The sequence below is a fragment of the Allobosea sp. Root483D1 genome, from assembly GCF_001429505.1.
Lineage (GTDB): Bacteria > Pseudomonadota > Alphaproteobacteria > Rhizobiales > Beijerinckiaceae > Allobosea.
In genome coordinates, this window is record NZ_LMJW01000022.1 from 1,285,360 (window position 1) to 1,309,306 (window position 23,947).

General features: G+C 67.1%; 25 protein-coding genes. 7 read left to right on the top strand and 18 right to left on the bottom strand.

Features of this window, described 5'->3' with window-relative positions:
• Positions 1 to 257: 257 nt before the first annotated feature.
• A complete protein-coding gene (locus tag ASE66_RS32305) occupies positions 258 to 431 on the bottom strand; it encodes a hypothetical protein (RefSeq protein WP_156412365.1) in 174 nt (57 codons plus the stop codon).
• A 9-nt stretch (positions 432 to 440) separates the two neighbouring features.
• Positions 441 to 851, bottom strand: coding sequence for a rhodanese-like domain-containing protein (locus ASE66_RS28820; RefSeq protein ID WP_057193186.1), 411 nt, complete (start codon positions 849 to 851; stop codon positions 441 to 443).
• A 110-nt stretch (positions 852 to 961) separates the two neighbouring features.
• Here ASE66_RS28820 and ASE66_RS28825 point away from each other — a divergent pair, with 110 nt between their 5' ends.
• From ASE66_RS28825 to ASE66_RS28835, 3 genes are all read left to right on the top strand, one after another.
• The gene (locus tag ASE66_RS28825) at positions 962 to 1,657 is read left to right on the top strand and encodes a DUF599 domain-containing protein (protein ID WP_057193188.1); all 696 of its coding nucleotides are present in this window, start codon (positions 962 to 964) and stop codon (positions 1,655 to 1,657) included.
• Positions 1,658 to 1,687: 30 nt separating this feature from the next.
• Positions 1,688 to 1,969: a DUF3253 domain-containing protein gene (locus ASE66_RS28830; RefSeq protein WP_057193189.1), complete on the top strand. Its 282-nt coding sequence runs from the start codon at positions 1,688 to 1,690 to the stop codon at positions 1,967 to 1,969.
• 385 nt (positions 1,970 to 2,354) lie between these two features.
• The gene (locus ASE66_RS28835) at positions 2,355 to 3,593 is read left to right on the top strand and encodes a glycosyltransferase (protein WP_057193190.1); all 1,239 of its coding nucleotides are present in this window, start codon (positions 2,355 to 2,357) and stop codon (positions 3,591 to 3,593) included.
• Here the strand turns inward: ASE66_RS28835 and ASE66_RS28840 are convergent.
• From ASE66_RS28840 to ASE66_RS28860, 5 genes are all read right to left on the bottom strand, one after another.
• Complete coding sequence (locus ASE66_RS28840) at positions 3,590 to 4,399, bottom strand: YdcF family protein (RefSeq protein ID WP_057193191.1); 810 nt, start codon at positions 4,397 to 4,399, stop codon at positions 3,590 to 3,592. The two genes, ASE66_RS28835 and ASE66_RS28840, sit on opposite strands and share 4 nt — an antisense overlap.
• Before the next feature lie 244 nt (positions 4,400 to 4,643).
• Positions 4,644 to 5,159 (bottom strand): lysozyme inhibitor LprI family protein, encoded by a 516-nt coding sequence (locus ASE66_RS28845; RefSeq protein WP_162262543.1) that lies wholly within the window; start codon positions 5,157 to 5,159, stop codon positions 4,644 to 4,646.
• Positions 5,160 to 5,210: 51 nt separating this feature from the next.
• Complete coding sequence (locus ASE66_RS28850) at positions 5,211 to 5,831, bottom strand: glutathione S-transferase family protein (RefSeq protein WP_057193194.1); 621 nt, start codon at positions 5,829 to 5,831, stop codon at positions 5,211 to 5,213.
• Between the two features lie 176 nt (positions 5,832 to 6,007).
• A complete protein-coding gene (locus tag ASE66_RS28855) occupies positions 6,008 to 8,008 on the bottom strand; it encodes an acetyl/propionyl/methylcrotonyl-CoA carboxylase subunit alpha (protein WP_057193195.1) in 2,001 nt (666 codons plus the stop codon).
• Between the two features lie 148 nt (positions 8,009 to 8,156).
• On the bottom strand, positions 8,157 to 8,546 hold the full coding sequence (locus tag ASE66_RS28860) for a hypothetical protein (RefSeq protein WP_156412366.1): 390 nt from the start codon (positions 8,544 to 8,546) through the stop codon (positions 8,157 to 8,159).
• A gap of 332 nt (positions 8,547 to 8,878) precedes the next feature.
• On the opposite strand from ASE66_RS28860, the gene ASE66_RS28865 reads away from it, so the two are divergent.
• Positions 8,879 to 10,255 (top strand): M20/M25/M40 family metallo-hydrolase, encoded by a 1,377-nt coding sequence (locus ASE66_RS28865; protein ID WP_057193198.1) that lies wholly within the window; start codon positions 8,879 to 8,881, stop codon positions 10,253 to 10,255.
• 29 nt (positions 10,256 to 10,284) lie between these two features.
• On the opposite strand, the gene ASE66_RS28870 is transcribed toward ASE66_RS28865, so the two are convergent.
• The 5 genes from ASE66_RS28870 to ASE66_RS28890 form a co-directional block, all read right to left on the bottom strand.
• Complete coding sequence (locus ASE66_RS28870) at positions 10,285 to 10,965, bottom strand: HAD-IA family hydrolase (RefSeq protein ID WP_057193201.1); 681 nt, start codon at positions 10,963 to 10,965, stop codon at positions 10,285 to 10,287.
• Positions 10,966 to 11,037: 72 nt separating this feature from the next.
• Positions 11,038 to 11,535: a hypothetical protein gene (locus ASE66_RS28875; protein WP_057193203.1), complete on the bottom strand. Its 498-nt coding sequence runs from the start codon at positions 11,533 to 11,535 to the stop codon at positions 11,038 to 11,040.
• Positions 11,536 to 11,639: 104 nt separating this feature from the next.
• Positions 11,640 to 12,947, bottom strand: a complete 1,308-nt coding sequence (locus ASE66_RS28880) for an RluA family pseudouridine synthase (protein ID WP_244495089.1) — start codon at positions 12,945 to 12,947, stop codon at positions 11,640 to 11,642.
• A complete protein-coding gene (gene crcB, locus ASE66_RS33505; RefSeq protein WP_057193493.1) occupies positions 12,944 to 13,327 on the bottom strand; it encodes a fluoride efflux transporter CrcB in 384 nt (127 codons plus the stop codon). The genes ASE66_RS28880 and crcB overlap by 4 nt, the downstream gene beginning before the upstream one ends.
• A gap of 50 nt (positions 13,328 to 13,377) precedes the next feature.
• Entirely contained in the window at positions 13,378 to 14,013 is a 636-nt protein-coding gene (locus ASE66_RS28890) for a TetR/AcrR family transcriptional regulator (protein ID WP_057193205.1), read from the bottom strand.
• A 101-nt stretch (positions 14,014 to 14,114) separates the two neighbouring features.
• Between ASE66_RS28890 and ASE66_RS28895 the strand changes: the two genes are divergently transcribed.
• Both ASE66_RS28895 and ASE66_RS28900 read left to right on the top strand, forming a co-directional pair.
• A complete protein-coding gene (locus ASE66_RS28895; protein ID WP_057193207.1) occupies positions 14,115 to 14,771 on the top strand; it encodes a DUF998 domain-containing protein in 657 nt (218 codons plus the stop codon).
• A 67-nt stretch (positions 14,772 to 14,838) separates the two neighbouring features.
• Positions 14,839 to 16,179: a hypothetical protein gene (locus ASE66_RS28900; protein WP_057193209.1), complete on the top strand. Its 1,341-nt coding sequence runs from the start codon at positions 14,839 to 14,841 to the stop codon at positions 16,177 to 16,179.
• Positions 16,180 to 16,331: 152 nt separating this feature from the next.
• Here ASE66_RS28900 and ASE66_RS28905 read toward each other — a convergent pair whose 3' ends face one another.
• The gene (locus ASE66_RS28905; protein WP_057193211.1) at positions 16,332 to 17,639 is read right to left on the bottom strand and encodes a replication-associated recombination protein A; all 1,308 of its coding nucleotides are present in this window, start codon (positions 17,637 to 17,639) and stop codon (positions 16,332 to 16,334) included.
• 1 nt (position 17,640) lies between these two features.
• Complete coding sequence (locus ASE66_RS28910) at positions 17,641 to 19,071, bottom strand: DegQ family serine endoprotease (protein ID WP_057193213.1); 1,431 nt, start codon at positions 19,069 to 19,071, stop codon at positions 17,641 to 17,643.
• 156 nt (positions 19,072 to 19,227) lie between these two features.
• Between ASE66_RS28910 and ASE66_RS31670 the strand changes: the two genes are divergently transcribed.
• The gene (locus ASE66_RS31670; RefSeq protein ID WP_162262544.1) at positions 19,228 to 19,647 is read left to right on the top strand and encodes a BLUF domain-containing protein; all 420 of its coding nucleotides are present in this window, start codon (positions 19,228 to 19,230) and stop codon (positions 19,645 to 19,647) included.
• A 3-nt stretch (positions 19,648 to 19,650) separates the two neighbouring features.
• Here ASE66_RS31670 and ASE66_RS28920 read toward each other — a convergent pair whose 3' ends face one another.
• From ASE66_RS28920 to ASE66_RS28935, 4 genes are all read right to left on the bottom strand, one after another.
• Entirely contained in the window at positions 19,651 to 20,607 is a 957-nt protein-coding gene (locus ASE66_RS28920; protein ID WP_057193217.1) for a tripartite tricarboxylate transporter substrate-binding protein, read from the bottom strand.
• Between the two features lie 235 nt (positions 20,608 to 20,842).
• Complete coding sequence (locus tag ASE66_RS28925) at positions 20,843 to 22,108, bottom strand: Glu/Leu/Phe/Val family dehydrogenase (protein WP_057193219.1); 1,266 nt, start codon at positions 22,106 to 22,108, stop codon at positions 20,843 to 20,845.
• A gap of 207 nt (positions 22,109 to 22,315) precedes the next feature.
• Positions 22,316 to 22,735, bottom strand: a complete 420-nt coding sequence (gene rplQ / locus ASE66_RS28930) for a 50S ribosomal protein L17 (protein ID WP_057193221.1) — start codon at positions 22,733 to 22,735, stop codon at positions 22,316 to 22,318.
• A 112-nt stretch (positions 22,736 to 22,847) separates the two neighbouring features.
• Positions 22,848 to 23,864, bottom strand: coding sequence for a DNA-directed RNA polymerase subunit alpha (locus tag ASE66_RS28935; protein ID WP_057193223.1), 1,017 nt, complete (start codon positions 23,862 to 23,864; stop codon positions 22,848 to 22,850).
• Positions 23,865 to 23,947: the final 83 nt, after the last annotated feature.

Genomic DNA, 23,947 nt, shown 5'->3' on the forward strand with positions numbered 1-23,947 from the left:
CCCGCTTATTGTGCAAGCCGCGTCCAATGCATGGGGTGGTTGCAGCGAAAACCGATCGGACCTCGCATTGGCGTCACGATATTTCGCGACGCGCGTGCAGGATTCGTCTGTTCTTCCCTTCTCCCCTCGGGGGAGAAGGTGGCAGCGCGCAGCGCTGACGGATGAGGGAAGGACGGGTGCAACCTGTCCTAGTTTCACCCAGTCGAAGCGCCCTCATCCCCCTGCCGGAACCTTCTCCCCCGAGGGGAGAAGGAGGCTCACCAGAACATCGCGACCAGTCTCATCCCGATCACCAGGAGGAACGCCACGATGACCGTGCCGAGCACGCGCTGGCGCTTCGCCCGATCGGGGAATTGCTTCGCCAGGAGGCGTCCGAGCGGCTTGCGGAAGACGAAGCAGATGACGAGAAAAACGATGACGAAATGGGACAAGCGACGGGCTCAGCCTTGCTTCGGCTCAGGCGCATCGAACGGCGCGCCGGCCTTCTTCCAGGCGCCGAAGCCGCCAGCGACATGCGCGACCGGCTTCAGGCCCATATCCTGCGCCGTCTTGGCCGCGAGCGCCGAGCGCCAGCCGCCGGCGCAGAAGAAGACGAACTGCTTGTCTTCCTGGAACACCGGCTTGGCATAGGGGCTTTCCGGATCGATCCAGAACTCCAGCATGCCGCGCGGGCAATGGAAGGCGCCCGGCATGCGCCCTTCCCGCTCGAGCTCGCGCGGATCACGCAGGTCGACGAAGACGGTATCGTCGCGCCCGACCAAGGCTTTTGCCTCGTCGACCGAGAGCGTCTTCACAGCGGCTTCCGCCTCGGCCAGCAGCGCCTTGTAGCCCTTGGTGATCGTCTGCGGCATGGCCGGCCCTCCCCCTGCGAGGCCGGCAAAGTGGCGGCTGGCGCGGCTATCGTCAATCGCGGGCTTGCAGGTGTGCGCCAGCCTCGCCAATCTGCCGGCCGGAGGGGCTCATGGCCGGATTCGGACCGCTCGACCTGATCGCGATCGCCTTCTTCGCCGCCGCCTGGATCGGCTACCTTCTGGCCGTCGAGACCGGGCCCCACTCCAGGCGCAGCCTGAACACATTGATGAACCAGCGCCGCGAGCGCTGGATCATGGAATCGGTCAAGCGCGAGAACCGCATCATCGACACGCAGGTGATGAACGGCCTGCAGAACGGCACCGCCTTCTTCGCCTCGACCTCGCTGATCGCCATCGGCGGCTCGCTGACGCTGCTGCAATCGGCCGACCGCGTCGTCCAGATCTTCGCCGACCTGCCCTTCGCCACGACGACGACCCGCGCCGCCTGGGAGATCAAGGTGATCGGGCTCGCGGTGATCTTCGCCTATGCCTTCTTCAAGTTCAGCTGGAGCTATCGGCTGTTCAACTATTGCGCCATCCTGATCGGCGCGATCCCGTCATGGACCGAGGCCGACAAGCCCGAGACGATCGCCGCGGCGCGCGAAGCGGTGGCGATGAACATCGTCGCCGGGCTGCACTTCAACCGCGGCCAGCGCGCCTTCTTCTTTGCGCTGGCCTATCTCGGCTGGTTCATCTCGCCCTGGCTCTTCCTGATCGCCACCGCGGCAGTGTTGACGGTGATGTGGCGCCGGCAATTCGCCTCGGACTCGGCCGCCGCCGTCGGCGCGGGGCGTCGCAGCGCTTGACGAAATCCATCCGCAGGCTCAGCAAGCGGCATGACCACACCGACAGATGACGAGCTTGCCGAGACGATCCTGCGTCTCACCACCGAGCGGAGTGACCGGACGACCTCGCCGATGGATATCGCCCGCACGCTTGGCGGCGACCACCCCGATGGCTGGGGCCCGCTGATGCAGCCGATCCGCCGGGTCGCCGTGCAGTTGATGAAGGACGGTCGGCTGGTGATTACCCGAAAAGGGCGCCCGGTCGATCCGGACGATTTCCGCGGCGTCTATCGCCTGCGGTTGCCGGGGCATGATGAGGCCAGCCAAGACTAGATCACCGCGCGTCCTATCGGACGCGATAACGGTGATCTATCTATTTGTTATAGCATCTGATTTTTCCGAAAAGTGGATTCCACTTTTCGGTCTGATGCTTTAGGCCGTCCCGCGGCAATCAGCTTCCTCCGCGCCGCAACGATGGTCTTCGGACGGCGCTAGACCGCGCCTGCTTCGTGCTGTCTGGGATGGTCGAGGAGGTCGTTCGAGGCTGCGTCGCCAGCTCGCGAGGGGCGATTTCAGCTGCAGCGGAGAGCGGCCGAGGGATGCATCTGCCTCTTGCCACTATCATCGTCTAACGCACCGGGGGGCTTGCGGCAAGCCCCCCTCCATGTCCTAGGAACGCTGCCCTCGGCCTGAACCCCAGGCCAAAGGGAGAAGAAAAATGCGTGTATTGCTATCGACTTACGGCTCGCGCGGCGATGTCGAGCCGCTCGTGGCACTTGCCGTGCAACTGCAGGGCCTCGGCGTCGAAGCGGTGGTGTCCGCGCCGCCGGATCAGGAATTCGCCGCCCTGCTGGCACGGGCCGGCGTGCCGCTGGCGCCGGCCTTCATGCCGATCCGCCAATGGGTCGGCGAGCGGGCAAAGCCGTTATCGACAGCGGACTTCCACAAGCTCGCCTCCGACATGATGGCTGCGCAGTTCGACGCCATCTCCGCCGCGGCCGAAGGATGCGATGCGATCGTCGCGACCGGCCTGTTTCCGTCAGCGAGCGCCGCACGCTCGGTCGCGGAACTGATGGGCCTCACCTATCGCCATGTCACCTTCTGCCCGCTCTTCCTGCCCTCGCAGCATCATCGGCCCTTCCCCTATCCGGGCCATCCGCTGCCGCCGGAGGTGACCGACAACCGCGAACTATGGGATTTCAACGCCCGGACCATGAATGCCTTGTTCGGTGAGGCGCTCAGGGCGCACCGCTCGGCGCTCGGCTTGCTGTCCGTCGACAATGCCCGCGATCACGTCTTCACCGACCAACCGCTTCTGGCATCCGACCCGGTCCTGTGGCCCTGGCGGCAGACGGAACTCTGCGACGCCGTGCAGACCGGCGCCTGGATCCTGCCCGACAAGCGGCCGCTTCCGGCAGAGCTGGTGACATTCTTGAAGGCAGGCGAGCCACCGATCTATGTCGGCTTCGGCAGCATGTTCATGCAGTCAGCCAGGGACGCCGCCCTCGTCGCGATCGAAGCAGCCCGTGCGCAAGGCCGCCGCGCGGTCGTGTTGCGGGGCTGGGCCGACCTCGCCTTGGGCGACGACCAGGGTGATTGCTTCATCACCGGCGACGTCAACCAGCAGGCGCTGTTCCCGCAGATGGCGGCCGTCATGCATCACGGCGGCGCCGGCACGACGACGGCGGCAACCCGCGCCGGCGCGCCGCAGGTGATTATCCCCCAGATCGTCGATCAACCCTATTGGGCCGGTAGGGTGGCGAAACTCGGCATCGGCGCGGCTCATGACGGTCCGACGCCAAGCTTCGCCTCATTGTCGGCAGCGCTCACCACGGCGCTGGCACCCGAGACCGGAACGCGGGCGGCCGTCGTGGCCCGCACGATCCGCAGCGATGGATCGGAGGTGGCAGCGAGGCTGGTGCTCGACGCGATCAGCCAGGAAAGGCGCCCCTGCTAGCGCCGCGGCGCCGCCTGCGCCGGTCCAGGAAACAGCGCGTCCGTATAGCCGGCGAGATAATAGGCGAGGAGCCCGGCCCATTCCTTGAAGGCGTCGTCAGCGATGTCGAGCCCGCGCGCCGCCTTGCGATAAGGCCGCAGAAAATCGGCGCGCTCGCCGCTGGAGAGGAAATCGACCGGGAAAGCCTCGACCTGGAAACCTGCCTTGCGGAACACGCCCATGGCGCGCGGCATGTGCCAGGCCGAGGTCACCAGAAGCCAACGCTCGCCGGGCTTGGGGTTGACCAGACGGCGGGTGAACACAGCGTTCTCGACCGTGTTGCGCGACTTGTCCTCGAGGACGAGGCGGTTTTCCGGCAGCCCTAGGCCGAGAAACAAGAGCCGCGCCCCGTCGGCCTCGGTCCGCACCACCGGCGAGAGCAGATTGGCGCCGCCGCCGGTGAAGACCAGCTTCGCCTCGGGATGAGCCCGGGCGAGTTCGACCGCCTTGGTCATCCGCGCCGCGGCATTGTTGAGCACGATGTCCTCGCGCGCGACGCCGATCGCGCCGCCGAGCACGATGATGCCGTCGACCTTGCCGGAATTCACCGCCTGCTGCGGGAAGCGATCCTCCAGCGGCCTGACGACAATGCGCGGCAGCGGGCTGAAGGCGAGCAGGCCGAGCGCGAGCACGCAAATCAGCCCGAGCCAGCGCCCCGGCCCGGAAAAGCGCGTGAAAGCGAGCAGGCTCGCCAGCACGAGCCCGGCAATGGCGAGGTTCACCGGCGAGGCCAGGAACCAGAGGATCTTGGAGAGGGTGAAGAACATGATTTTCTTGAACAGACCCGCCTCCCTTACGCGCAGAAAGCTGACAGGCCGTTAGGAAACGGCCGAGGGCACTCGGGGTTCAGCAGGGATTCTCAATCACGTTGCGGTGAGTGGCCGGCGGCGGCGAGCGCCGTCATTCTCGGGCGGAGCGCAGCGCAGACCCGAGAATCTCGTGACGAGAAGGCGTCGGCTGGAGCCTCATCCGGCCTGAGATGGTCGGCTCAAGGCCGACCATGACGCGAAATTACCTGATGATCTGCGGAGGCTGTGCTGGCGGGCGGCGCGTCTGCCGCGCCGCGAAGCGCTCGACTTCGAGCGCGCGCTCGGCGACCTCGCGCAACTCACAGCCGGCCTGCAGCCCAGCCGAACGTGCCGGTGGCTGGGCGGCGCCGTAGAAGGCGCATTTCTGCACGGCGTAGCTCTGCCAGGCGACCTGCAGCGCGGCGAACTGGCTGCGCGCACCGGCATCGAGGATCCGCCCCAGCGCCGCTCCCGCCAGCGTCAGCCGCTCGCGCCAGACCGCCTCCTCGCGCCTTGCGCAGGTGATCTCGGCCTGCGGCCGGTCGCTCGCCGAAGCAGCGCTGACGCAGGGCACCGCGACGAGGCCGATGCAGGCCGGGCTCGCGGCCTGGCCCTGCCGAACGCAATTCGCCACCTGCATGCGGTCGGCGGACTGCACCGGATTGGTCGGCACCTGCGCGAACGCCACCGTGCAGCCGAGCTGCGCCATCAGGACAGGAATGACGAGAAAACCGCGCATGGCGGCGATCATGACGGCCAAATCGGCCGGGTCAAGCGCGCTCTGCCGCCCTCACGCGATCGGCAACGGCAGCGCCGGCCCGGCCGCCGGCCGTGCCGCGACCTGCTGATACCAGCGGCGGATATTGGGCCAGTCCTTCTGCGGCACCGGCATGTGGAGCCAGCGATGCGCGCCGGGCGCCACCGTGATGTCGGCCATGCCGAAGCGCTCATTGGCGAGGTAGCTGCGCCCGGTCAGATGCGCCTCCAGGACATCGAGCTTGGCTTCGGTCTTGGCAATCGACTCCTCGATCGCGGCAGGATCCTGTCGCGCCGGGTCCTTCCGGACCAGCCCCCAGAAGGCCGGCGTCAGCGCCGGCTGCAGCTGGGTATTCATCCAGTCCATCCAGCGATCGGCCTCCGCCCGCCTGGCCGGCTCCTCCTCCCAGATCCAGCCCGAGCCATAGCGGGCGGCGAGATAGCGCACGATGCTGTTCGATTCCCAGATGCAGACCTCGCCGTCCTCCAGCGTCGGGACCAATCCGTTCGGGTTCTTGGCGAGATAGGCCGGCTCGCGATTGCCGCCGAATTTGCCGCCGATATCGATGCGCTCGAAGGGCTGGCCGACCTCGCCGGCGGCCCAGACCGCCTTCTGCACATTGATCGAGCTGATCCGTCCCCAGATCGTGAGCATTCGCAGCACCTTCCCGTGATAGGGCGGCGACAATCAGCCGGCGGGCGAGCGAAGGCAAGCGCCCGCGGCGCGGGCACACCCGTCATTGCGAGGAGGCGTCAGCCGACGAAGCAATCGAGGGAAAGGTAGAGCGAGCCCGCCTGGATTGCTTCGCTGCGCTGGCAATGACGAAACCGTCAGGCGAACTCCATGATGACGGCGTCGACGGCGAGCGAATCGCCCTCCTTCGCCAGGATCTTGGCGATGGTGACGTCCTTCTCGGCGCGCAGCACATTCTCCATCTTCATCGCTTCGACCATGGCGAGCGGCTCGCCCGCCTTGACCTCCTGGCCGACAGAGACGAGCAGCGCCTTGACGAGGCCGGGCATCGGGCAGAGCAGGAATTTTCCGGTATCGGCGGCAACTTTCTCCGGCATCAGCGCCGCCAGTTCCGCCTCGCGCGGCGTATAGACATGGGCATTGGCATAGGCGCCGGCATGGCCGAGCGCGACGCCGTTCAGGATCGGCCGGACCTGCGCCGCGATCGCGACGCCGTCGAGCGTGCCGCGCCAGACCGGTTCGCCCGGCCGCCAGTCGCTGGCGACCGTCAGGCTGCGCTCGGCGAAGGCGATCGTCACCGCCCCGCCCTGCTCCGTGACTTCACCCTCGAAGCGCTCGCCGCCGAGCGAGACGATGCGGGTGCGCTCGAACTCGACCTTGCGCCAGCCCTCCATCTGCGCCGAGACGTTTCGCTTGCGGGCGTTGAGCCGATGGTCGCAGCCGATCGCGATCGCCGCCATGCGCAGCGCGATCTCGCCTTCCGGCTGCGGCAGCGAGAAGCCCTCAGGGAACTCCTCGGCGATGAAGCCGGTCGAAATATTGCCCGAGATCCAGCGCGGATGCTGCATCACCGCCGCGACAAAGGGGATGTTGTGCCGGATGCCGTCGATGGCGAAGGCATCGAGCGCGCGCGCCTGCGCCTTGATCGCAGCCTCGCGCGTCGGGGCATGCGTCACCAGCTTGGCGATCATCGGGTCGTAATAGATCGAAATCTCGCCGCCTTCGAACACACCGGTGTCGTTGCGCACGGTGGCATCGCCATCCGGGCCTTCGCTCGGCGGACGATAGGTGACGAGACGGCCGGTCGAGGGCAGGAAGTTGCGGGTCGGATCCTCGGCATAGACGCGCGACTCCACCGCCCAGCCGTTCAGCTTCACATCGGACTGCGAGATCGCGAGCTTCTCGCCATAGGCGACGCGGATCATCTGCTCGACCAGGTCGATGCCGGTGATCATCTCGGTCACCGGATGCTCGACCTGCAGGCGGGTGTTCATCTCGAGGAAGTAGAAGGACTTGTCCTGGCCCGCGACGAACTCGACCGTGCCGGCCGAGTCGTAGTTCACGGCCTTGGCGAGCGCGACCGCCTGCTCGCCCATCTTGCGCCGCGTCGCCTCGTCGAGCAGCGGCGACGGCGCCTCCTCCAGCACCTTCTGGTTGCGGCGCTGGATCGAGCATTCGCGCTCGCCGAGATAGATGACGTTGCCGTGCTTGTCGCCCAGCACCTGGATCTCGATATGGCGGGGGTCGACGATGAACTTCTCGACGAAGACACGGTCGTCACCGAAGGAGGACGCCGCTTCCGATTTGGAGCGGGCAAAGCTTTCCGCCACCTCGCTGGCGGAATGGGCAATGCGCATGCCCTTGCCGCCGCCACCGGCCGAGGCCTTGATCATCACGGGATAGCCGATCTCGTCGGCGATGGTCACGGCGTGTTCGGGGGTCTCGATCACGCCGAGATGGCCCGGAACGGTCGAGACCTTGGCGGCGGCCGCCGCCTTCTTCGATTCGATCTTGTCGCCCATCGCGGCGATCGCGCCGGGATTGGGGCCGATGAAGACGATGCCGTTTTCCTTCAGCGCCTTGGCAAACGCCTCGCGCTCGGACAGGAAGCCGTAGCCCGGGTGCACGGCCTCAGCGCCCGTCTGCTTGCAGGCCGCGATGATCTTGTCGATCTGGAGATAGGATTCGGCGGCCGGGGCTGCGCCGATATGGACGGCCTCGTCGGCCATCTCGACATGCAGCGCGTCACGATCGGCATCGGAATAGACCGCCACCGTCTTGATGCCCATGCGCTTTGCCGTCTTGATGACGCGGCAGGCGATCTCGCCACGGTTCGCGATCAGAATCTTCGAGAACATGCGTGGCTTCCCCCAGACCCGGTGCCTTCACTGTGCAGTGCGGGATTTACGGGAGGCAAGCGCATCCGTCCACTGATGCGAAAGTTTTGTAACGTGCGCAAACACCCGGCGGCGGCCGGGCGCGCGCGCTCCGTTCGATCAGGAGGCCTCAGCTCGCCAGCAGCACGCGCTGGGCGGTCGGCGCGGCGGAGATCCGGGCATCGGCCTTGCGCAGGGCGAAGCTGACCAGCGCTTCGTCGCAGGTCTCGGCTTCGCGCACGACCTCGAAGGCGATCTTCTGCGCCAGCGGCGTCGGGCCCTGCCCGGCCGAAAGCGTCGTCACCAGCCAGTGCGCCTTGTCGCGGTCGATCTTGCCGGTCGGGCGGCTTTCCCAGACCGAGAAGTCGACGCAGAACGCCAGCAGCACATCGGCGAAGAGCGGCGACTTGTCGGCGACGGCACGGTCGAGCGCCACCAGCACGTCGATGATATCGCGAGTCAGCACGACCTCGTGCAAGATTTCGCGCTGAAGAACTCGGACGTCTTCATCGTCGATCACGTGCCTGTCCATCACGCGATCGACGAATTCACGAAGTTCATGGCCGATCATTGTTCAACCCCTGTCCGACGTTGTTTTGTGTCGGTTTGTCCCTGTCGTATGAAGACGATGCGACCGGGCCAGTCATCAGGTGGTTAACACGCAAATCTGAACGCGCGTTCAGGTTAAACGGTCCTGATCGGACGTGGTTGCGAGGATGTTACTGGCGCCGCCGTTTCCTCTGCACCCTCAGGCGCGCCGCCGGGCTGCGCCAGGAGCATTGGAGGCAGCCGCGCGGCATCGTAACGATTCTGCCCTGACCCCGATCCTCACCTCAGGCAGGTAGCGCGACCATGGCTTCTCCCGACACGCTCGCTGCGGTTTTCGACCATATCGAGGCCAACCGAAGCGCCTTCCTCGATCGCCTGATCGCCTATCTGCGCCACCCCAGCATCAGCGCCGAGAACATCGGCATCGCCGAAGTCGGTGCGCTCCTGGTCGAGATGTTGACCGAGATCGGGCTGGAGACCTCCCTGGTACCGACGCAGGGGCATCCCATGGTCGTCGCGCGCTGGCAGAAGGCGCCGGGCAGGCCCACCGTGCTGCTCTACGGCCATTACGATGTGCAGCCGCCCGACCCGCTCGACAAATGGACCTCACCGCCCTTCGAGCCGACGATCCGTGACGGCCGGATCTATGCGCGCGGCGTCGGCGACAACAAGGGCCAGCACTTCGCCCAGATCCTCGCGATCGAATCCCATCTCAAGGTGCATGGCACGCTGCCTTGCAACGTCATCCTGCTGCTGGAGGGCGAGGAGGAGATCGGCAGCCCGAACATCGCCGGCTTCGTGCGCGCCAACAAGGCGATGCTCAAGGCGGACCTCGCCGTCACCGCCGACGGGCCGCGTCATGTCAGCGGAGCGGCCGCGATCAAGTTCGGTTCGCGCGGCGTGGTCTCCTTCGAGTTGCGCTGCCGCCATGCCGTCCGCGACGTTCATTCCGGCAATTTCGGTGGCGTCGTGCCGAACCCGATCTGGACCCTGGTGCATCTGCTCGGGACCATGAAGAACGCCGCCGGCGAGATCACCATTGCCGGCCTCCATGACGATATCGAAGCGCCGACGCCCGAGGAGCGCGCCGCGATCGAGGCCCTGCCGCTCGACATCGAGGCGGTGAAGCACAGTCTCGGCCTGACGCGGCTCGATGCGCCGGCCGACCGGCCCTTCTATGAGCGCCTCTGCTTCCGCCCGACGCTGACCATCAACGGCTTCCACGGCGGCTATGGCGGTCCCGGCACCAAGACGGTCCTGCCCAACGAAGCCCTGGTCAAATGCGATATCCGCCTGGTCGAGGCGCAGGATCCGCAGGACATCCTGCGCAAGGTCGCGGCGCATGTGGCTGAGCACGCGCCGGAGGTCGAGTTCGTCGCGGCCGATATGGGCATGCAGCCTTCGAAAACGCCGATCGCCTCTCCCTTCACCGCCCTGCTACGCCGGGCCTTCGTCGCTGGTCAGGGCGAGGAACCGCTCCTGATCCCGGCGGGTTTCGGCAGCCTGCCCGGCTATGTCTTCACCAAGATCCTCGGCATTCCCGCCTTCGTCACGCCCTATGCGAATCCCGACGAGGCGAACCACGCGCCGAACGAGAACCTGACGCTCGACTGCTTCTACAGCGGGCTCCGCACCGGCGCGGCGCTGCTGCATGAACTCGGAGAGTTCAAGGCGTCCTGAGCAGTCTCCTGGACGGCCCCGTCCGCCCCTCAGGCTGGCTCTGCCATCGCCAGCTTGTCGACGATGCCGGTCAGCTCGTCGCAGCGTTCGATCACATGTCGCGCGCCCGCCGCCCGCAGCGCCGCGACCGGCTGGAAGCCCCAGGAGACCGCGACCGGGGTGACGCCGGCTGCAACCGCCATCTCCATGTCGAATGTGCTGTCGCCGACCATCAGCGTCCGCTCGGGGCTGACGCCGGCCTCGGCCATCGCCCGCAGGATCATCTCCGGATGCGGCTTCGAGATCGCATCGTCGGCGGTCTGGATCGTCGTGAACATCGGCGCCCATCCATGGCGCTCGACGATGTAATCGGCGCCGCGCCGCGACTTGCCGGTGGCGATGCCGAGCACTGTGGCCGGCCGCTGCGACAGCCCGGCCAGCAGCTCGACGACGCCGGGAAAGAGCGGCTCGGCCAGGGCTGGATCGCTCTCCGCCCTCTGCCGCATGCCGTTGAAGACATCCCTGTAGGTCTGCGTCAGCACGTCGTCCGGCTCGGTGAGCCCGGCGACCCGCATCAGCGCAATGTCGAGGGTCAGCCCGATCACGCCGAGACCGGCCTCCCGGCCCGGGTGGACACGGCCGCAGCGCGCGAAGGTCTCGTACTGGGCACCGAGGATGATCGCCTCGGAATTGATCAGCGTGCCGTCGAGATCGAAGATGATGAGGTCCATGCCGGGCGCTCTACAGGAGATGGCGACAGCTCGCCATCTCCGCCGGCGCAAGGCCCTCATGCCGTCACGGCCTCACCCTTGCGGGTTGCGACCGCACTCGGCGATCGCCGCCTTCAAAGCCTCTCCGTCGAGCCCCTTGCCACGCGCTTCCTTGCGGCATTCGGCGCGCTGGGCGAGGTCCGGCCGCTTGCCGTTGAAGCAGGCGACCAGCGACGCCGTCCGCTCGGCTCCTTTGAGTCCGCTGGCATCGGCCTCCTGCTTGCAGGCGGCCCGTGCCGTCACGGCAGTGGGCTTGCCGTCGCGGGTCAGCCCGTCGCTGGCATAGAGTTTTACGCCCGGAAAGCGCTCCTGCAGGCAGTCGCGCATGGCGCGGCGCAGGTCGTCGCCCGAGAGTGCGATATTCTCGGCATAGCAGTCGCGGCGCGCCTCGGCACGAGCAGCACGCGGCACCGGCTCGTCGGCCGCTGCCGCGGCCGGTTTCGGGGCAGCCGGGGCCGGCTGCGCCTGGGCAAAAACCGTCGAGGAAAAGGAAAGAACGAGGCCGGCGGCAAGCAAGGCGGTGCGCAACATGGAAAGCCTCCCGTGATGGATAGTCACAGGAACAAACTTAGAACAGAACACGCTTTGTTCCGCAAGCGTTCTTACGTCAGGTCACGCAACTTTCTCGTGCGACCCTACTCGTCCGGCGCGTCGACGATCGGATCGTAGGGCGCGTCCTCGAAGCCGAGCAGGTTCCAGCTCTGGCGCATATGCGGCGGCAGCGGCGCGCTGACGTCGATCGTGCCCTTGCCGCGCGGATGCGGCAGCACGATGCGCCGCGCCAGCAGATGCAGCTTGTTCTGGATGCCGCCGGGCAGTTCCCAGTTCTGGATGTTGAAGTATTTCGGGTCGCCGACGATCGGGTGGCCGATATGGGCGGCGTGCGCGCGCAACTGGTGGGTGCGCCCGGTCACCGGCTTGAGCGAGAGCCAGGCCAGCTTCTGCGCCGCGGTCTCGACCACGGCGTAATAGGTCACCGCGTGCATGGCGCCCTCATCGCCATGGCTGGCGACGGCCATGCGCTGGTCGCCGTCATAGGCTTCCTCGCGGGCGAGATAGGTCGAGATCCGGCCCTGGCGCACGCGCGGCACGCCGGCGACCAGCGCCCAGTAGACTTTTCGCGCCGAGCGCGAGCGGAAGGTCTTGGCGAGCGTCGCAGCGGCAAAGCGCGACTTGGCGATGACGAGGCAGCCGGCCGTATCCTTGTCGAGCCGATGGACGAGGCGCGGCTTCTGCCCGTCCTTGCCGGTGAGGGCATCGAGCATGCCATCGACATGTCTCGTCGTGCCGGAGCCGCCCTGGACAGCCAGGCCCGCCGGCTTGTTGAGGACGATGACGTCGTCGTCCTCATAGAGCGTGATCGAGCGCAGGAAACCGATCGTGTCGCCATCGGCCTTGGCCGAGCGCGGCCGCTCCGCCGCCTGCTCCAGCTTCAGCGGCGGGATGCGCACGGTCTGGCCGGCCTCGAGCCGGTCCTTGCTGTCGGCGCGCTTGCCGTTGACGCGCAATTCGCCCTTCCGGACGATGCGCTGGATATGGCTGAACGAGAGCTGCGGGAAGCGCGCCTCGAGGAAGCGGTCGATCCGCATCTCGTTCTCGTCCGGCGTCACCACGAGCTGCTGCACGCCGGTCGAGAGCACTTCGGCGGTGACAGCCTTGACCTCGGCACGTGTCGGCGCATCCGTGATCGGCGGCTTGCGTATCGCGGGCTTGCGCGGACCGGCCGCCCTCGGCGCCGGATGATGCGGCTTCGGATTGCGCGTCGGCTCGGTGCGCACGACCTCGTCCTCCGTCGGGCGCGGCTTGGCACGGGCCGAGCGGCGCGCATCATGGCTCGGGCGCTTGCCTTTCGGCGCGCCGGAGGCGGGTGGCCTGCCGCCGCGCTTGGGGCCGTTGCCTCGCGCAGGGCCGCCAGTTCCCGTTCCCTTGCCGCCGGTTCTCATGACAGCCCCCTGACCAGAGCGAGCCCAGCGACCAGCGCCGCGAGCGATAGCGCGACCGAGCCCAGCACATAGAACGCCGCCAGCAGCGCCTCGCCGCGCTCCCAGAGCAGCACCGCGTCGAGCGAGAAGGCCGAGAAGGTGGTGAAGCCGCCCAAAATGCCGGTGGCGAGGAAGAGCCGCGCGTTCTGCGTCCAGCCTTCGCCGGCCTTGAAGGTGAGGAAGCCGGCGACGAGCCCCATCGCGCCGGAGCCGAGAATGTTGATCGCCATCGTCCCGTAGGGGAACGAGGCGCCGAGCCATTTCAGCGAGACGACGTTGACGCCGTGCCGGAGCACGCCGCCGATGCCGGCGCCGAGGAAGACGAGAGCGGTGGAAAGCATCGCTGAGGCATAGAGCGCCGGGCGGTCGCGCACAAACGAAATCCGCCGCCTCAGTTCATCGTTTCCGTGCCGTAGCCCCGCAGAAAGGCGTCGACCCCGGCTTGCGCATAGCGGGCGAGCTCGGCCGGGTCGCTGTCGCAACTGCCGCTGAACATCGCGCGGTTCAGCGGGATCCACAGCACCAGCCCGGCGAAATGATTGGCCGCCATCAGCGGATCGTCCATTCGCAGGCGCCCCTTTGCGGCATAGCGCAGGAAGGCGGCGGAGAGCGTCTCCAGCACCCGTTCGAAGCCGCGCGAGAACCAGCCCTGCCCGACCTCGGGGAAGCGCTCGGCATTGGCGATCACCAGTCGCCGCAGGCGCAGCAGGTCCGGCTGCATCAGCGCGGTCAGGAACTTGCTGGCCAGCCGGCCGAGCCCCTCCCTCGGATCGTCGGAGGCGGCAAGCTCCTCGGCCACCAGCTGCAGCAACCCGTCGATATTGTCCGTGGTTGCCGCGACGATCTCGGCATAGAGCCGCTCCTTGTCGGCGAAATAGCGGTAGAGCGTCGGCTTCGACACACCGGCCAGGGCCGCGACCTCGTCCATGGTGGTGCCGTCATAGCCCTTCCCCAGGAACAGGCTCGTCGCCGCCTCGATGACGGCGCCGCGCTTGCGCTCGGATCGATCGAGCGTGGCTTGCGACATGGCGACTCTCCCCGGGGCTTGACATCAGAAATAAAACTACACAGTTTAGTTGTACTAAACCGTTCAGTTTCACTCTACCCCTTCCGCTCCCGGACAGCCAGATGAAAACCGCATCCCCCCGCGATCGTGCCCTCCTCGCCTGCGGCGTGGCGAGCACGCCTGTCTTCTACGCCCTCGCCGCGCTGCAGCTGGCGTTGAGGCCGGGCTATGACATCCGCACCCAGCCGATCAGCTTCCTCGCGGTCGGTGAGCTCGGCTGGATCCAGGTCGCCAACTTCCTGGCGACCGGCGCCCTGGCCCTCGCCGGCGCGCTCGGTTTGCGCCATGTCCTGCGCGGCCAGCGCGGCGGGTCGACTGGCCCGATCCTCGTCGGCCTCTACAGTCTCGGCATGATCGGGGCCGGGCTGTTCGGGCCCGATCCCCTCCCCGTCTCCGGCCAGGAGCCCCAGATGAGCGTCATCGGCGCGTTGCACATGGCCGCGTTCCTCGTCTCATTCCTGTCACTGATCGTGGCCTGCTTCGTCTTCGCCCGCCGGTTCGGCACCGTCGGCAAGCGTGGCTGGGCTCTCTACAGCATCGCCACGGCCCTGCTCGCTCCTGCACTCGTCGCGGCGGGCATGGCCACCCCGTCCTGGGCGGGCGTGATCGTCGGCGGCGCCGGCGTCGTGCTCTTCGGCTGGCTCTCGCTCGTCGCCTTGACGATTCGCGGCGAAGCTTCGCCCTCCGGGTCGCTCTCATCCCACGCCACTGCGGCCTGAGCCCGGTAGCCGTCGGCGCGATTGACTTGTCACCTCCGCGACCGGCAGAAACGCCGGGACATAGGGGGTGATCATCGCGCCGATGGCATGCGGTTCTGAACCGGGAGGCGAGGATATCGGCGCGGCGCTCTGGCGCGCGGCCTTGCCTGTCGGCCTTTGCCTCGCGCTGCTCTCGCAGACCGCCCTTGCCGCGCCGGCGCGCTTGCCGTCCCGCCCGGTGCAGGCCCCGAGCTTCGCCCGCGCCTGCACCATCGCGCTGCCCGAGACCCCGCCGCTCTTCGCCAGCGAGCCGGCCGCCACGAGCGGGGACGATGCAGACGACAGTGACGACGACAGCGAAGACGATGATGACGACGACGATGAGGACCCGCCAGAGCGCGGCCTCATCCTGCCCGGCTCGGCCACCTGCCTCTCCATCTCCGGCACGGTCAGCGCCGGCATCCAGCGCGATTCCTTCCGGGCCTCGCGCAATGGTCCGCCGCCGCCCTCCAACGTGACCTCCTTCCCGGTCAGCGCCGCCTTCCGCATCGCGACCTCGCATGAGCTCGCCTCGGGCTTGCGGATCGGCACCGCCTTCGGCTTCACCCTCTACAGCCCGGTCGACGGCGTCAGCGATCCGTCGATCGACGAGGCGACGATCCTGGTCGGCCCCTGGACCTTCGGGCTCGATACCTCGCGCTTCGCCTTCTGGACCGGCGACGAGTTCATCTTCTCGGCCCGGGTGCCGTCACGCACCGTCGGCATCATCGCGCTGGAAATGCCGCTGACCGAGAGCTGGACGGCGACGCTGGCGCTCGAGGACCCGGCGCTGGGCAACACCTCCTCGACCGCGCCGGTCGCGACCGGAAGGCGGATGCCCGATGCGATCGGCCGGCTGGTCTATGAGCAGGGCGGCTGGACCGTGCATGGCGCGCTCGCCTTGCGCGAGATTCCCGGCACGCCGGCGCGCTTCGGCCGGGCCGGCATCCTCGGCGCGACCTATGAAGGCGAGGCGTTCGGGCATGGCTGGAGCCTGACAGCCCAGCTCGCCGGCGCGATCGATGGCGCGCCCTATCTCGGCTCGGTGCTGGATGCCCGCATCGTCAACCGCGTGCTGCTGGCGAGCGACGCCACGCGCGGCTTCTCCACGATCGTCTCCAGCCGCTTCGAATGGACCGACGAGCTCGCCAGCAACGCCTATCTCGGCCGCTACTGGCTCGCCGTGCCGCTCCTCGCCAACCAGATCCGCGGCGAGATCAGGATCGACCGCTTCGCCGCCAATCTGGTCTGGACCCCGGTCGAGGGCTTCAAGGCCGGCATCGAGAGCTCGGTCGCCTGGGCGAAGATCGCGCTGACCGGCCGCGAGATCGCGGCTGGCCTGGCCGGACGGCAGATCTCGACGCAGGTTTTCATCGAGCGGAGCTTTTGATCCGAAGGCGTCGGTCCCGTCACCTCGCCATTCTCGGGCGAAGCGAAGCGCAGACCCGAGAATCTCATGACGAGAAGGGGTTGATCCGAGCCTGACACGGCCTGAGGGGCTCGGGTCAAAGCCCGAGCATGACGCCAAGTCTGATCGACCCCCTACTCCCCCCGCTCCTGCCTGAGCTTCTCCCAGTACTCCAGCCGCTTCCTGATCTCACGCTCGAAGCCGCGCTCGGGAGGGTCGTAGAAGCGCTGGCGGCCGAGCGCGTCCGGCCAGTAGTTCTGGCCGGAGAAGGCGTCGGGCGCATCGTGGTCATAGGCGTAGTCGGCGCCGTAGCCTTCGCTTTTCATCAGCTTGGTCGGCGCATTCAGGATTGTCTTGGGCGGCGTCAGCGAGCCGTGTTCTTTGGCGACGCGCACCGCCGCCTTGTAGGCCGTGTAGGCCGCGTTCGATTTCGGCGCGGTCGCGAGATAGATCACTGTGTTGGCCAGCGCGAGCTCGCCCTCGGGCGAGCCGAGCTGCTCATAGGTCTCGGCCGCGGCGCGGGCATGAACCAGCGCCTGCGGATCGGCAAGGCCGATATCCTCGACCGCCATCCGGACTAGCCGCCGCGCCAGGAAGCGCGGATCCTCGCCGGCGTCGAGCATGCGGGCGAAGTAGTAGAGCGCAGCATCGGGATCGGAGCCGCGGATCGTCTTGTGCAGGGCCGAGATCAGATTGTAGTGGCCGTCCTGCGCCTTGTCGTAGATCGGCGCGCGGCGCTGGATCACCTCGCCGAGGCCCCCCTCGTCGAATATCTCGTCCGGCTTGGCGGCGCGCCAGGTCTCCTCGGCCAGCGTCAGCACCGCCCGCCCGTCGCCATCGGCGAAACGCGCCAGCGCGAGGCGCGCCTCCGGCGTCAGCGGCAATTGCCGGTTCTCCAGCGCTTCGGCCCGGCCGAGCATGAAGAGCAGCGCGCCCTCGTCGAGTGCCTTGAAGGTCAGGACGCGGGCCCGCGACAGCAAAGCCGCGTTGAGCGCGAAGGACGGGTTCTCGGTGGTGGCGCCGACCAGGGTGATCGTGCCGTCCTCCATCACTGGCAGGAAGGCATCCTGCTGGGCCCGGTTGAAGCGATGGATCTCATCGACGAACAGCAAGGTGCCCTTGCCGCCGAGCCGGCGGCCGCGGGCGGCATCGAAGGCCTTCTTCAGATCGGCGACCCCCGAGAAGATCGCGCTGATCTGTTCGAAGCCGAGATCGGTCTGTCCCGCGAGCAGGCGCGCTACCGTCGTCTTGCCGGTGCCGGGCGGGCCCCAGAAGATCAGGCTGCCGAGCGAGCCCGAGGCGATCAGCCGGGTCAGCACGCCGTCCTCGCCGGTCAGGTGATCCTGGCCGGAGACCTCGCCGAGCGTCGTCGGCCGCACCCGGTCCGCGAGCGGGCGCGGGCCGGATTTATCGAGGCCGGAAGCGGAGAAGAGGTCGCTCACCTCACCCGCCGAACACGGACGTCACGGTCTGGCCGCCGCGCGAGATCGTCACCTCCCAGGAGCGCTTGCGTTCGCGCGTCGCCAGCTCGATCTCGCGCGAGGCGTTGATGCGCTCGCCATTGATCGCAAGGATGAGGTCGCCCTTGCGGAAGCCGACGCGCGCCGCCGGGCTGCCTTCCTCGATCTCGCCGACGACCACGCCTTCGGTCGACAGGTCGATCGACAATTCCTCCGCGACCGCCGGCGACAGGTTCAGCACGGTCAGGCCCGTGAAAGGCGAGCGGCCGGCGACCTTGATCGGCTCGCGCGGACGCGTCTCCGGAGCCGGCGTCAGCTTGATGGGGATGGTGATGCGCTTGCCGCCGCGCAGCACGGTGAGTTGCGTCGTGCTGCCGATCGGCCGCGTGGCGAAGCGGTAGCCGAAGCTCTCGGGGTCGTCGACGCCGACGCCGTCGACGGCGAGGATCACATCCGAGCGCTTGAGGCCGCCTTCGGCCGCCGGCCCGGACTCGACCACGCTCGCGACGACAGAACCGGCCGGCCGGTCGAGCCCGAGCCCATCGGCGACGTCCTGGGTCAGCGTTTGCAGCCGCGCTCCGAACCAGGCCCGGCGCACGGTCGTCGCCCCCGCCTTGGCGCTTTCGATGACGACGCGGACCATGGCCGAGGGAATGGCGAAGCCGATGCCGACGCTGCCGCCCGACTTCGAGAAGATCGCGGTGTTGATGCCGGTGAGCCGGCCCTGCATGTCGACCAGCGCGCCGCCGGAATTGCCGGGATTGATCGCAGCATCGGTCTGGATGAAGGACTGGGCGTCGCCGACGCCGACCTGTGTGCGCGCCAGCGCCGAGATGATGCCTTGCGTCACCGTCTGGCCGACGCCGAAGGGGTTGCCGATCGCCAGCACGAGGTCGCCGATCTGCAGCGCATCGGAATCGCCGATCTCGATCGCAGCGAGGTCCTTGACGCCCTTGAGCTTGAGCACGGCGAGATCCGTGCGCGGATCACGCAGCAGGATCGTCGCTTCGAACTCACGCTTGTCGGCAAGCGCCACCTTGACCTCGGTCATACCCTCGATGACGTGGTTGTTGGTGACCACTAGCCCGGCCGCATCGACGATCACGCCGGAGCCGAGCGAGCGCTGCACCTGCTCGCGCGGCAGGCCGAAGCCGCCATCGCCGAAGAAACGGCGAAAGAACGGATCGTCCATGAACGGGTTCTGCGGCCGCCGCTCGACGCGCGCACCATAAACATTGACGACCGACGGCGCCGTCTTCTGCACAACCGGCGCGAAGGAGAGCGTGATCTGTTGGCGCGCCTCGGGCACTTGCCGGGCCTGGGCCAGCGCCAGCGTCGACGCCCCCATGGACAGCGCAAGGCCCAGGGTCAGAGCGACAAAACGACTGTGACTCGGCACGATGGAACGGCGCATGCCGATCTCCTTCTTGAAACAAACCAGCTGCCTTGGACGTTCAACCTCTGAACCATCTCACCGCGGCAGCACCCCGGACAGTCTCGGAAACACGCGCTACGCGATTCCGTTCCGGGCCGCGAAACTCCCGCGCTGCCCCGAGAAAGGACCGTCGACGTGAGCCTTGTGCGCCTTGTTTATGCCAGCCGTAGCCGACTCGTCGAGGCGGATCGACGCGTCGAGCTCGCGCGTATTCTCGAGACGGCGCGACTGCGCAATGCCGAAAGACATATAACGGGTTTCCTGATGGCGACACCGGGCGGTTTCGCCCAGGTCCTCGAAGGCGAGGCCGGCTCTATCGCGGAAACCTATGGCCGGATCATGGTCGATCCGCGCCATGGCGACCTGCGCCTGCTGGCGCAGGATGCTATCGCTCACCCGCAGTTCACCGGCTGGGCGATGGCTTTCGCCGAGCACAGTGAGACAACCCAGTTCATCTTCGGGCTCTATGGCGTCTCGCCGGAAGCGGAGATTTTCGAGCAGCCGCTGGATGTACTGCTCGATCTCGCCGGCGAGCTCGCCAACGCTCGTGCGTGAAACTCACTTCCCGTCGCTGAGCAGCACCTTGTACCGCTCGATCTCGACCGGGACCATTTTGGCGACGAACTCCGGCGACATCTCTTCGCTCGAAGGCAGCACCGAGGACAATTCTTTGAAGCGCCCATGCAGCCTCTCACTGGCGAGGGCGGTGCGCAGCGCCTCGTTCAGCCTGTCGATCACCGGCTGCGGCGTGCCCTTCGGTGCAAAGATCGCGTTCCAGCCCTGTGCCTGGAAGGCCGGAAGCCCGGCCTCGGCCGAGGTCGGCACCTCCGGCAGGCTCGGCAGGCGCTGCGGCGTCGCCACGACCAGTGCCTTGACCTTGTTGCCCTGGACGGCGCCCGACAGCGACGTCGCGGCATCGCAGACGCCGTCGATCTGTCCGCCCATCAGGTCGTTCAGCGCCGGCCCCGCACCGCGATAGCTCACCAGCGCCACGTCGAGCCCGGACGCCTTGAGAAAATTGCGGCAGATCAGATAGTTCGACGAGCCGACGCCGGCATGGCCGAGGCTGATCTTGCCCGGGTTCTTCTTGGCGTAGTCGAGGAACTCCTTGAGATCCTTGGCCGGGAAGTCGAGCTTCAGCGCGATCATCGGCGAGGTCTTGGCGACGAGGCCGATCGGCACGAAATCGGCCGGCGTGTACTTCAGGTCGTTGTAGATGGTGTAGGAGGCTGCGTTGGTGCCGCTATTGCCGATCACGATGGTGTAGCCGTCGGGCTCGGCCCTCGCCGCCCGCGTCAGCGCGGTCGCACCGCCCGCCCCGCCCATGTTCTCCATCACGATGCGCTGGCCGAGGATCCGGCTCATCTCGTCACCGACGAGACGCGCGATCACGTCGGACGAACCGCCGGCCGCGAACGGCACCAGCATGTTGATCGGCTTCGACGGATATTTGTCCTGGGCCTGTGCTGGCAGGACGGCGATGGCGGCCAGCACGGCCAGAGCAGCGCGCTTCATGCGATTTTCCCCTCGTTGCCGGGCTTGTTGCTATGGCGGCCTCTAACCGCCCTGCCCGGTTCGCGATGAGGCTAACATCGGCCTGACGCAGCGAAAAGCGCGAGCGGGTGTAACAATTTCCCGCAGCAATCGCCCTCGCACGCCCGCCAGAACAAAAAGGGCGGCCCAAAGACCGCCCTTCCGAAATGCTGGCTATCGATTCGCCGAAACTTCGCGGCGACGTCGAGGCCCCCTATCAGGTCGTGAAGAAGCTCTGTGTGCCGTGCGCCTCGATCGCCTCGGCGAGACGACTCAGCGCGTGGACATAGGCAGCGGTACGCATCGAGACGCCTTTGGCCCGGGCGACGTTCGAGATCGCCCGTCCTTCGCGTACCATGATGGTGCGCAGGCGCTCATGGATCTCCTCCAGCGGCCAGTAGAAGCCCTGCTTGTTCTGCACCCACTCGAAATAGGACACGGTGACGCCGCCGGCATTGGCGAGGATGTCCGGCAGGACGACGACCTTGCGGGCCTCCAGCAGCGCATCCGCCTCGGCCGTGACCGGGCCGTTCGCCAGCTCGAGCACGACGCCCGCCTTGATGCTGCCGGCATTGCCCTCGTGGATCATGTTCTCGAGCGCCGCCGGCACCAGGAGGTCGCAATCGACGCCAACCAGCGCGTCGGAATCGAGCGCCTGGTGGCCGGCATGGCCGACCGTGTCCAGCACGGACTTGCCGCGCGCCTTGGCGGCGAGCAGCGCCGCAAGATCGAGCCCGTCCTCGGCTATCACCGCGCCGCTCGAATCGGAGACGGCTACGATGCGGTGCCCGTCCGCCGCGAGCAGCTGGGCGATGTACTGGCCGGCATTGCCGAAGCCCTGCACCGCGACGCGCATGTTGCCCCCGAGGCCGAGTTCGTCGGCAAGGTCGCGCACCAGGTAGTAGCCGCCGCGCGCCGTCGCATCGCCGCGGCCGAGCGAGCCGCCGAGCGCGATCGGCTTGCCGGTGATCACGGCCGGCACGGTCTCGCCGACGATCTGGGCGTATTCGTCGGCCATCCAGCCCATGATCATCGCGTTGGTGTAGACATCGGGCGCCGGGATATCCCGGTCCGGCCCGATGATCCGTGCGAAGGCCTGGATATAGGCGCGCGAAAGCCGCTCCAGCTCGGCTTTGGAGAGCTTGCGCGGATCGACCTGCACCGCTCCCTTGCCGCCGCCATAAGGCAGGTTCATCACCGCGCATTTGAAGGTCATCCAGAAGGCGAGCGTCTCGACCTCCTCGGCCGTCGACGCCGGATGGAAGCGAATGCCGCCCTTGGTCGGCCCGCGCGTGTCGTCATAGCGGCAGCGCCAGGCCAGGAAGGACTTCCGCGAGCCGTCATCCATGCGGATCATCAGCCGCACCTTGGTGGTCTCGCGCGCATATTTCAGCTTCTCGATGACGTCCGAGTCGATGTTCAGATGGCGTGCAGCCTCGTCGAGGCGAACAAGGGCGTGATCGAGAAGGCTGTTTTCCGACATCAAGGCAAGTCCGATTGAATAAACACAAAACGAGCAATCGCATAATCTCTGGGCAGCGACCGCACAAGGCTCGTCCACGTCATTGGAAATACTCGAATTTCACATGGCTGGCGGCGCTGGTACCTCCGTTCGACCTCGCCCGAGACCGGCAAGAAAAAAGGCGGCCCGCCGGGCCGCCTCGTTTCATCCGTTCGAAGCTGGAAGCGCTCAGGCTGCCTGCTCGTCATCCGCCGTGAAGACCGGGCCAGAATCCTTGCCCTTGGCCTCGACATCGCGATCGACGAACTCGATCACGGCGAGCGGCGCGTTGTCGCCGAAGCGGAAGCCCGCCTTCATGATGCGCAGATAGCCGCCATTGCGCTCCTTGTAGCGCGGGCCGAGGACCGCGAAGAGCTTGCCGACCAAAGCGACGTCCTTGATCTGGGCGATCGCCTGGCGGCGGGCGTGCAGGTCGCCGCGCTTGCCGAGCGTGATCAGCTTCTCGACGACCGGACGCAGATCCTTCGCCTTGGGCAAAGTGGTGGTAATCTGCTCGTGCTTGATCAGGGCCTGGGCCATGTTGGCGAACATCGCCTGGCGATGCTCGACCGAGCGGTTGAAACGACGACCGCGAAATCCGTGACGCATGTTTGGCTCCTTCGTTGCTTACGGCCGCCGTGCCACGGTACGGCCGTCCTTTATGCTCCGGCGCTTATACGCCGGGCGGGAAGTGGCGCGGGAAATCTCCCGCGCCGGGATCTCAGTAGTGCTCTTCGAAGCGCTTCGCCAGCTCTTCGATGTTCTCCGGCGGCCAGCCCTGCACGTCCATGCCGAGGTGGAGGCCCATGGTGGCGAGCACTTCCTTGATCTCGTTCAGCGACTTGCGGCCGAAGTTCGGGGTGCGCAGCATCTCGCCTTCCGACTTCTGGATCAGGTCGCCAATATAGACGATGTTGTCGTTCTTCAGGCAGTTCGCCGAGCGGACGGAGAGCTCGAGTTCGTCGACCTTCTTGAGCAGAGCCGGGTTGAACGGCAGCTGCGGCGCGGTCGAGACGGCCTCTTCCTTGCGCGGCTCTTCGAAGGTGATGAAGACGGCGAGCTGGTCCTGCAGGATGCGGGCGGCGAGCGCCAGCGCGTCCTCGGGGGTGACCGAGCCGTTGGTCTCGATCTGCATGGTCAGCATGTCGCGGTCGAGGTTCTGGCCCTCGCGGGTGTTCTCGACGCGATAGGAGACCTTCTTGACCGGCGAGTAGAGGCTGTCGACCGGGATGAGGCCGATCGGCGCGTCCTCGGGGCGGTTCTGCTCGGAGGGGACATAGCCCTTGCCGGTGTTGACCGTGAACTCCATGCGGATCTCGGAGCCCTCGTCGAGCGTGCAGAGCACGAGCTCGGGGTTGAGGATCGAGACGTCGCCGATGGTGTTGATGTCACCGGCAGTGACGGTGCCCGGGCCGGTCTTGCGCAGGGTCATGCGCTTGGGACCCTCGCCCTGCATCCTGATGGCGACCGCCTTGATGTTCAGGACGATGTCGGTGACGTCCTCGCGGACGCCCGGGATCGACGAGAACTCATGCAGCACGCCGTCGATCTGGACGGCGGTCACGGCCGCGCCCTGGAGCGAGGAGAGCAGCACGCGGCGCAGCGCGTTGCCGAGCGTCATGCCGAAGCCACGCTCGAGCGGACGCGCAATCACGGTGGCCTGACGCTTCGGGTCGTCGCCGACCTTGACTTCGAGCTTGTTAGGCTTGGACAGATCCTGCCAGTTCTTGCTGATCACGACCGCACTCCTAGTGCTTCAATAATGGCGGCGGCGGGCCGCCCCGTACCGGCGCCCGCCCCTGCGGACGCCGCTTCGATCCG

Excerpts from the sequence above, each read along its gene's own strand:
- ASE66_RS28820 (WP_057193186.1), bottom strand. The coding sequence starts at position 851 with ATGCCGCAGACGATCACCAAGGGCTACAAGGCGCTGCTGGCCGAGGCG.
- ASE66_RS28825 (WP_057193188.1), top strand. The coding sequence starts at position 962 with ATGGCCGGATTCGGACCGCTCGACCTGATCGCGATCGCCTTCTTCGCC.
- ASE66_RS28830 (WP_057193189.1), top strand. The coding sequence starts at position 1,688 with ATGACCACACCGACAGATGACGAGCTTGCCGAGACGATCCTGCGTCTC.
- ASE66_RS28835 (WP_057193190.1), top strand. The coding sequence starts at position 2,355 with ATGCGTGTATTGCTATCGACTTACGGCTCGCGCGGCGATGTCGAGCCG.
- ASE66_RS28840 (WP_057193191.1), bottom strand. The coding sequence starts at position 4,399 with ATGTTCTTCACCCTCTCCAAGATCCTCTGGTTCCTGGCCTCGCCGGTG.
- ASE66_RS28845 (WP_162262543.1), bottom strand. The coding sequence starts at position 5,159 with ATGCGCGGTTTTCTCGTCATTCCTGTCCTGATGGCGCAGCTCGGCTGC.
- ASE66_RS28850 (WP_057193194.1), bottom strand. The coding sequence starts at position 5,831 with ATGCTCACGATCTGGGGACGGATCAGCTCGATCAATGTGCAGAAGGCG.
- ASE66_RS28855 (WP_057193195.1), bottom strand. The coding sequence starts at position 8,008 with ATGTTCTCGAAGATTCTGATCGCGAACCGTGGCGAGATCGCCTGCCGC.
- ASE66_RS28865 (WP_057193198.1), top strand. The coding sequence starts at position 8,879 with ATGGCTTCTCCCGACACGCTCGCTGCGGTTTTCGACCATATCGAGGCC.
- ASE66_RS28870 (WP_057193201.1), bottom strand. The coding sequence starts at position 10,965 with ATGGACCTCATCATCTTCGATCTCGACGGCACGCTGATCAATTCCGAG.
- ASE66_RS28875 (WP_057193203.1), bottom strand. The coding sequence starts at position 11,535 with ATGTTGCGCACCGCCTTGCTTGCCGCCGGCCTCGTTCTTTCCTTTTCC.
- ASE66_RS28880 (WP_244495089.1), bottom strand. The coding sequence starts at position 12,947 with ATGAGAACCGGCGGCAAGGGAACGGGAACTGGCGGCCCTGCGCGAGGC.
- crcB (WP_057193493.1), bottom strand. The coding sequence starts at position 13,327 with ATGCTTTCCACCGCTCTCGTCTTCCTCGGCGCCGGCATCGGCGGCGTG.
- ASE66_RS28890 (WP_057193205.1), bottom strand. The coding sequence starts at position 14,013 with ATGTCGCAAGCCACGCTCGATCGATCCGAGCGCAAGCGCGGCGCCGTC.
- ASE66_RS28895 (WP_057193207.1), top strand. The coding sequence starts at position 14,115 with ATGAAAACCGCATCCCCCCGCGATCGTGCCCTCCTCGCCTGCGGCGTG.
- ASE66_RS28910 (WP_057193213.1), bottom strand. The coding sequence starts at position 19,071 with ATGCGCCGTTCCATCGTGCCGAGTCACAGTCGTTTTGTCGCTCTGACC.
- ASE66_RS28920 (WP_057193217.1), bottom strand. The coding sequence starts at position 20,607 with ATGAAGCGCGCTGCTCTGGCCGTGCTGGCCGCCATCGCCGTCCTGCCA.
- ASE66_RS28925 (WP_057193219.1), bottom strand. The coding sequence starts at position 22,108 with ATGTCGGAAAACAGCCTTCTCGATCACGCCCTTGTTCGCCTCGACGAG.
- rplQ (WP_057193221.1), bottom strand. The coding sequence starts at position 22,735 with ATGCGTCACGGATTTCGCGGTCGTCGTTTCAACCGCTCGGTCGAGCAT.